Genomic DNA, 6,444 nt, shown 5'->3' on the forward strand with positions numbered 1-6,444 from the left:
CTATGTGTCTTTAGTTGATATATGTCAACCAAATTAGGACCCAGGTATTTATGGAAGAAACGCGCGTCGAACATCTCAAGGAGCTGGGCCTGGAGCTCAATGCGCTGCTTGCTGCATCACGGGCCATCACCACCGCGTCGGCAGAACGGTTTAACCCGAAGCTTCAGCCGGCTGCCTACCAGATTGCGATGATCCTGTCGGCACGAGGCAGCGCAAAGGGCAGCCAGCTTTCGGAATTGCTCGACATGGACAAGAGCGCGGTCAGCAGGCTGTTGAAGTCCCTATGCGATCTGGGGCTGGCGGAATCGGCAACCGATCCCGATGACCGCCGTTCGACAATCTATCGGTTGACGGTAGACGGAATCTCCAGGGTTGAGGCATCTATCGAGGTGAAGGCCGGGGCCTTCTACTCCCGCACCGACGGATGGAGCGACGCCGAGCTTGCCCAGTTCAAAGAATTGCTACGGAAGTTCAATCGACACGAATAGGGATGCGATTAGTCCTTGATCATTCGACCACTGCGCATCAGGAGTTCGTATTTGACTGCCATCCGATCCGAAGATCCTGTACTGTGACCAGACGTCGAAATCGAGGATCAGCTGACATGGACGACGAGGGGTTGGCTGAGATTTCGGCCCGGTATGTTCGCTTCGCGAATGAAGAAGCCTGCGGACGTTCGCCGCTCTACGAGGCGTTAGCCCATGCGGTCGCTGGGGACCGGGAGACACTCGGCTTTCTATCGACGCTCCCGGACATGAAAAGGCAACCGAACCTTCTGTTTGCTGCGGTGCGTCACCTGTTCGGCACGTCGACGGACTGGACTGAGTTCCGCCAGGTGCTCCTGGCCCATCCCGACGCTGTCCGTTCGCTGATGCTCGAGCGTTCGACACAAACCAATGAACCAGGAAGGTGCGCCTCGCTGCTCCCCGTCCTGGCGCGATTGCCGCAGCCGCTGGCGCTCCTCGAGGTCGGGACCTCTGCAGGGCTCTGCCTCATGCCCGACCTCTATGGTTACGACTACGGCCACAAGGCGATCCGCGCACCCGAGATGGCCTCGCAGCCACCTGTCTTCCGTTGCTCCGCCAGCGAGACGACCCCATTGCCGACGGCCGCGCCGCAGGTCGTCTGGCGGGCGGGATTGGACCTCAGTCCAATCGATGTTTCGGATCCTGCGCAAGTCGCATGGCTTGAGACACTAGTCTGGCCGGAGCAGACGGAACGGCTTGACAACTTGCAGGCGGCCGTGAAGATCGCCGCCACGGTGAAGCCACGGATCGTGAAGGGTGACCTGCGCGGGAGCGAGTTCGTTCGGCTCTGCAGCGAAGCTCCAAAGGACGCCACCCTTGTCGTCTTTCACACGGCCGTCCTCGACTACATCTCCGACCCCGTAGACAGGGAGGCTTTCGCCGACCGGGCGATGCGTCTCGCTCCGTATTGGGTATCGAACGAGTTCCCCCGCGCATTCCCGTCCATCGCCACGCGCGCAGGAACAAGTTGGCCACCCGGGCGCTTCCTCCTGTCCGTGAACCGCTCTCCTGTCGCCTGGACCGACCCGCATGGAGCTTCGCTCGCATGGATCGCGGACGAGGCTTAAGGGACTGGCCTGAATATCGCAGACAGCATCGGGCTATTTCTGCCATCTACGGCCGTTGGGATCGTTGTGGACCATCAGGACGGATTGGATGGGACGATGTGGAACCGGGCGTCGGTGTTCCGCCAAGCTGCGAAGGTTAGGATTTGCGAAACAGGTTAGGTTTTACCGCTGTTAAACCGCTCGCCCAAGTCCATTTCCATTACCACGTCGGTCTGCAAGTCCTCACCGACTTGAAACGTCGTGCTCCCTGTTGCCGTAAATCCGGCCCGTTGGTAGAACGCAATGGCTCGCTCGTTTCGCTCGAACACGGTCAGTTCCAGGCGCGTAACGCCGCGCTGTTTGGACTCGCTCAAGACCGCATCGAGAAGATCGTTGGCCAATCCGCTTCCTCTCCATTCGGTATCTATGTAAATGCGATTTAGAAGAGCCGAACGGCTGTCGGCTGAGCCCACAACGACATGTGCATATCCTATGATTAAATCATCGACCGTAGCGAGGAAAACGGCGGCTGAGAGATCGGCGATCTCCTCCTCCTGACGTTCGGTGCTGAAATTCTTATTGATATAGGCGTCAAGATCCGCCGCTTCCGTGTCGCTGCTGTAGGTTGCACGGAATAGTCTCGCGGCGAAGCCGGACAACGCTTCTGCATCCGATTGGCACGCACGTCTGATCACAAATGAGCCTGTCAACCTGATGCCTCTCAAATGCTGGATGGGTTTTCGCGGACATCACGACAGCGGGCGTCCTGAGACAATCGAGGGTGTAAAATGTGTCACGGAAACATTTTTGGCAAGGATGACGCATAGCGCTGGTCGGGATCGTCCTTGATGCGGTCAAGGGCATCTGCCCAGAACTCACCGTTCTCGGCAGCTGGCCCTGGAGCTTGCAATAATCGCTGTGCGCCTGGTTCTTGGTGCGTGGCGAAATCTCACATCTGGCGATCGAGCGCTCGCGCTTCTTCGTCCGTTGTCGTTTCGACCCACAGCATTCCTGCAGTCATAGAAGACTGGCCTGGACGGGTTCACCCTCTTTCGAGATGATGGTGGATCCGTATGGCTCGCGTGACGTGATCGTGATTGCATCGTCCGGTGCCGGGCGCGCGAGATGCTGCGCCTCTTCCCAGGGCGCATTCATCCAGATATCCGTCTCCTCCTTCGTCATCAGCAGGACGGGCATCGCCTTGAAGTGCACGGGCTTTACGATTTCGTTCGGGTTCGTGGTCAGGAAGCCGTAAAGGTCGTCCGTCGTAAGCCCGTCCTTGACTTTTCGGACGCTGGTCCACTGTGGCACATGGATCCCGGCGAAAAACATCAACTCCTTGCTTTCATCCCTTCCGAACCAGGCATTCGGGACTTTCCCGCCCGGCTCCTGACTGGCGGGATCGGGTTCGGCGAAAGTCGTCACGGGCACGATGCACCTGTGTTCGATGCCGAACCATTGCCTCCAGTGCTTGAGATGGAGCTTCCGGACGTTCGTCACGCCGCGATCTGGCTCCATCCTAATGAGTTCGTCCATATCGAAGGGCTTCCCCTTCGCCGCGAGTTTCGCGGCCCGGCTCTCGGCAGCTTCCTCTTGGACGCGCGTCGGAGATGGCAGTCCCCAGCGAGCATGGACGAGCTGTTTGCGGCCATCCGCGGTGTTGCGGACGATGGGACCCATTTGGCCGGGGTTCATCTGATACCTGGGCATGAGGTTGATCATGCTCTCGGCATCGATCGCCCACTTCCGAACCCAGTCTATGTCGTCCACGCGGTAAAGGTTACACAAGCCAGCCACCTCCCGTCGGTTGGGATGCGCAACGTAGCCGACCGAAATAAAGGTGCCAACACCTGCGGTCTGGAAAGCGCCGACGACCGTTCCTATTTCATGTCGTATAGGAATTCAGGGAGGTTATCATGCCAGAACCTGCCAATCGCGCGGGAGAAAGTCCGCTTGTCGAGATCCTCCCCCCGGCGAGGTTTTCCCACTGCGGAACTGTCGTCTGCGATTGCTGCCATCAAAGAAAGAGCAGAGACGAGTTCGACGAGGATGCTTTCGGCATCTGTTCCGAATGTATCTGCTCAGATGTGATTGTCGTCGATCTTGTGGTCAGTGCTCACGAGAGTGACCATCAATAACCAGTTGCGTTGCGGGCGCTCACTGCACATCTGTCCTTGGAGCGCCTGCGGGCTTCAATGTTTTGCGAACAATCGGCCCGAACTGCGTCCCGACCATCAAGACACATAGCCTTCATCTCTGGCGAGGCAATAGAAGTCCGCAAAAGCGACATCGATGTCACCGTTGAATGGAAACTTCATCGGTTCGGTCACACCGAGTTCGCCGTCGCAATGGCAGACACCGCAAGCACGATTGTTCTCTCTGTCGATCGCGATGGTGAAGGCACCGACAGGGATGCACGACGCCATATCGACGGTGCCTGCTCCATAGAATTCATATTTTCCATTGCCGTCTGCCGTCACCAGGAATGCTGGACCGCGGCGTCCTAGAGCCCCGACCAGCACCGTGCGAATGTCGCGATGGATCCGGTCAATGTTCAAAGCTTCTGGCGGTGTCCAATAAGTGCCAGTCGGATCCTCATACGGCTCCACTTCGCACAGGTTATCGTTCGGCAGATTACTCATGGCCGTCATCCTCGTTCTTGGTGGTTATGTTCTTATTATGTTCTCTTTCTTAAAGGAGTCAAGGACGACGTTTCGGAGATGCTAAAATGCCATCTTGAAATTCCATGCGGGGGGAGAAAGCCCGAGTAAAGCGGGCGGGCGGCCTTCGGGTTTGCGAGATTCGCGGATGAATCCCGTAAGCCTACAATGACTGCTTCGCGCCAAAAGACGACATGTTCATGAGCATCGAAAAAGGTTGTTTTGATCCTCGTTTCTGGCGTTCGGGAACTTTTCTCTTTCCGAAAATCGGATACTTGCGCCGCTCAGTAATTTACATTGGCCTGCCGTTATGCATAGATCACGAACATGAGCACGCAGCGTAACATCGCCGTCAATAATAATGGCCCCCTTGGGGTCGTGGACGGCGTGTGCGCATTTTAGCGTAGCTCACTGATCATCACAGCCCTGCCGGTTTCGGAAGGGCTTCAGGTTTTGGCTTTTCCTCCCGGCTTTTCCGGAGAAAGTCATGTCTGATACCTTATCGTTAAGCCATCCAGCCATTGCCGATCTGTCCCATTGCATTGGGCATCGCGTTACAATTCATGGATTTGTCGACGCCATTCGCGACCAAAAGCGGATGCGCTTTATCGTTCTGCGCGACAAGACAGGAAAGGTTCAGCTCGCTCAAAACAAAGAAGGTTCAGCGCTGACAGAGGTGGAATTCGGATGATGGGCGACCGTGATGCTGTTGTGGTTAGGCAGATTGTAGAGCTGCCCGACCAGCTTGATCAATTGCTGCTAGAGGCGGAGGCAGAAGGCTTCGAGATGATTTCTGTGCTTGAAGACGAATGGCGCAGCGGGGCCAATCGCTTTGAGCGCCCAGGGGAAATTCTAGCTCTTGCCACAATCGATGGTGAGGTCGCCGGTATTGGCGGCACGACACAGGATTTCATGGATAGCGGTTGGCTGCGTATGAGGCGATTCTACGTTCGGCCAGCCTATCGAAGGCTAGGGGTTGGCAGACAGATCGCGTTGTTTGTTCTTGAACATGCGAAAGCTTTCGATCGCCCGATCGTACTTTATACCGCAGGCCCAGAGGCGGAAGCATTCTGGCCAACGATTGGATTTGTCCCAATTGAGCGCGATAACACGACCCATATCTTTCGTGGCAAGCAATGACGGCTTTGGGCCGAATCCTGCCTTTCAGTGCGAGCTACTATGCCGAGCCATTGAGCTTGGTTTACCGGAAATCTCGGGCTTTAGGGAATGAGCTCGGCATAGTATCCGGCTCGGGATAAGTCAGGGATCTGCACATCGATACCCTGAAAGTGCGAGCTAGAAATTTCCACTGAGTTTGACGCCCACTGTCGGCGCGGAAACCGGGGCCATCGCGATACAATACGAGCCAATTCCTGGGCGGAGGAAGGTGGCCTAGCACTTTGACACGGTACCCAGGCTGAGTACCCACATTTCGCGGTAGCAGAGATCGGGGTCTGAAATCAGGCGTTCCGGCTCTTCGCCGATCGCTTTCCATTGGCGATGATCCGATTCAGACAAGTCGCATGTTCGGGCGAGCCCGGATAAGAATTCGAGATTGTTGCGAATGTATTGCCGCTCTGCCGGCCTGAGCGGCTGACGGCGCTCCGCGAGAGTCGTAACTGCAGAGACATTCTCGAGGCCCGCCGCTCGAAACCACGCCGATACGCGCGTTCCCCTCATCGCGCCGGACATCTGTACATCATCAGACAGCGCGTCGAGCAGACGCCACATCAGTTTGGGATCCTGCGGCTGATACTGCCAAACCGAGATATCGACCTCCTTCACTGCAACGAGTCCGCCGGGCTTTGCGACACGGCAGAACTCAGCGATCGCTTGTGTTAGCTCTTCGTCATTCAGATACTGGACGACGTTCGCGCTCCAGACCGCATCGAAGGTGCCAGTCTCATAGGGCAGCGCGAGGATGTTACCGATTCGCGCGCTTATCGGACAGGCAAACCGCTGGCTTGCAACCAAGCCTTCGATCGCCTCGACATTTTCGCGTGCTAAATCACAAGCCTCAATATGCCCCTCTACGCCAAGCAACTCCGCCATTAAGGGCAGGAAGACCCCATTGCCTGCACCCGCGTCAAGCACTGACCAGCCAGGTCGGAGACCGGCAGCACGAAGGGTGGCATCATATTCGTCCTTCAGCGCCATGTAATGAACGTCGAGGTGTCCTCCAGCGCTGAGCTTATGCCCAGTCGACGTGAC

The 6,444-nt window shown here is 56.9% G+C and carries 8 protein-coding genes; 4 read left to right on the plus strand and 4 right to left on the minus strand.

Annotated features, from left to right (window positions below; all coding sequences use genetic code 11):
• Positions 1–50: 50 nt before the first annotated feature.
• Positions 51–488: a MarR family winged helix-turn-helix transcriptional regulator gene (locus AC1DUP_RS35885; protein ID WP_477837222.1), complete on the plus strand. Its 438-nt coding sequence runs from the start codon at positions 51–53 to the stop codon at positions 486–488.
• 131 nt (positions 489–619) lie between these two features.
• Positions 620–1,594, plus strand: coding sequence for a DUF2332 domain-containing protein (locus tag AC1DUP_RS35890; protein ID WP_477837223.1), 975 nt, complete (start codon positions 620–622; stop codon positions 1,592–1,594).
• Positions 1,595–1,749: 155 nt separating this feature from the next.
• Here AC1DUP_RS35890 and AC1DUP_RS35895 read toward each other — a convergent pair whose 3' ends face one another.
• From AC1DUP_RS35895 to AC1DUP_RS35905, 3 genes are all read right to left on the minus strand, one after another.
• Entirely contained in the window at positions 1,750–2,268 is a 519-nt protein-coding gene (locus tag AC1DUP_RS35895; protein WP_477837232.1) for an N-acetyltransferase family protein, read from the minus strand.
• A 322-nt stretch (positions 2,269–2,590) separates the two neighbouring features.
• Positions 2,591–3,361 (minus strand): SOS response-associated peptidase, encoded by a 771-nt coding sequence (locus AC1DUP_RS35900; RefSeq protein ID WP_477837225.1) that lies wholly within the window; start codon positions 3,359–3,361, stop codon positions 2,591–2,593.
• A 446-nt stretch (positions 3,362–3,807) separates the two neighbouring features.
• Positions 3,808–4,215 (minus strand): hypothetical protein, encoded by a 408-nt coding sequence (locus AC1DUP_RS35905; RefSeq protein WP_477837227.1) that lies wholly within the window; start codon positions 4,213–4,215, stop codon positions 3,808–3,810.
• Positions 4,216–4,720: 505 nt separating this feature from the next.
• On the opposite strand from AC1DUP_RS35905, the gene AC1DUP_RS35910 reads away from it, so the two are divergent.
• Both AC1DUP_RS35910 and AC1DUP_RS35915 read left to right on the plus strand, forming a co-directional pair.
• On the plus strand, positions 4,721–4,924 hold the full coding sequence (locus tag AC1DUP_RS35910) for an OB-fold nucleic acid binding domain-containing protein (RefSeq protein WP_003551140.1): 204 nt from the start codon (positions 4,721–4,723) through the stop codon (positions 4,922–4,924).
• Positions 4,924–5,373, plus strand: a complete 450-nt coding sequence (locus AC1DUP_RS35915; protein WP_245272043.1) for a GNAT family N-acetyltransferase — start codon at positions 4,924–4,926, stop codon at positions 5,371–5,373. The genes AC1DUP_RS35910 and AC1DUP_RS35915 overlap by 1 nt, the downstream gene beginning before the upstream one ends.
• A 252-nt stretch (positions 5,374–5,625) precedes the next feature.
• Here AC1DUP_RS35915 and AC1DUP_RS35920 read toward each other — a convergent pair.
• The coding region (locus AC1DUP_RS35920; RefSeq protein ID WP_477837230.1) for a class I SAM-dependent methyltransferase at positions 5,626–6,444 on the minus strand (819 nt) is incomplete at its 5' end.

The sequence above is a fragment of the Rhizobium sp. 01L419 genome (assembly GCF_056400025.1).

Bases quoted from the DNA above. Each gene is read 5' to 3' on its own strand.
- AC1DUP_RS35915 (WP_245272043.1), top strand. From the start codon at position 4,924: ATGGGCGACCGTGATGCTGTTGTGGTTAGGCAGATTGTAGAGCTGCCC.
- AC1DUP_RS35885 (WP_477837222.1), top strand. From the start codon at position 51: ATGGAAGAAACGCGCGTCGAACATCTCAAGGAGCTGGGCCTGGAGCTC.
- AC1DUP_RS35905 (WP_477837227.1), bottom strand. From the start codon at position 4,215: ATGAGTAATCTGCCGAACGATAACCTGTGCGAAGTGGAGCCGTATGAG.
- AC1DUP_RS35910 (WP_003551140.1), top strand. From the start codon at position 4,721: ATGTCTGATACCTTATCGTTAAGCCATCCAGCCATTGCCGATCTGTCC.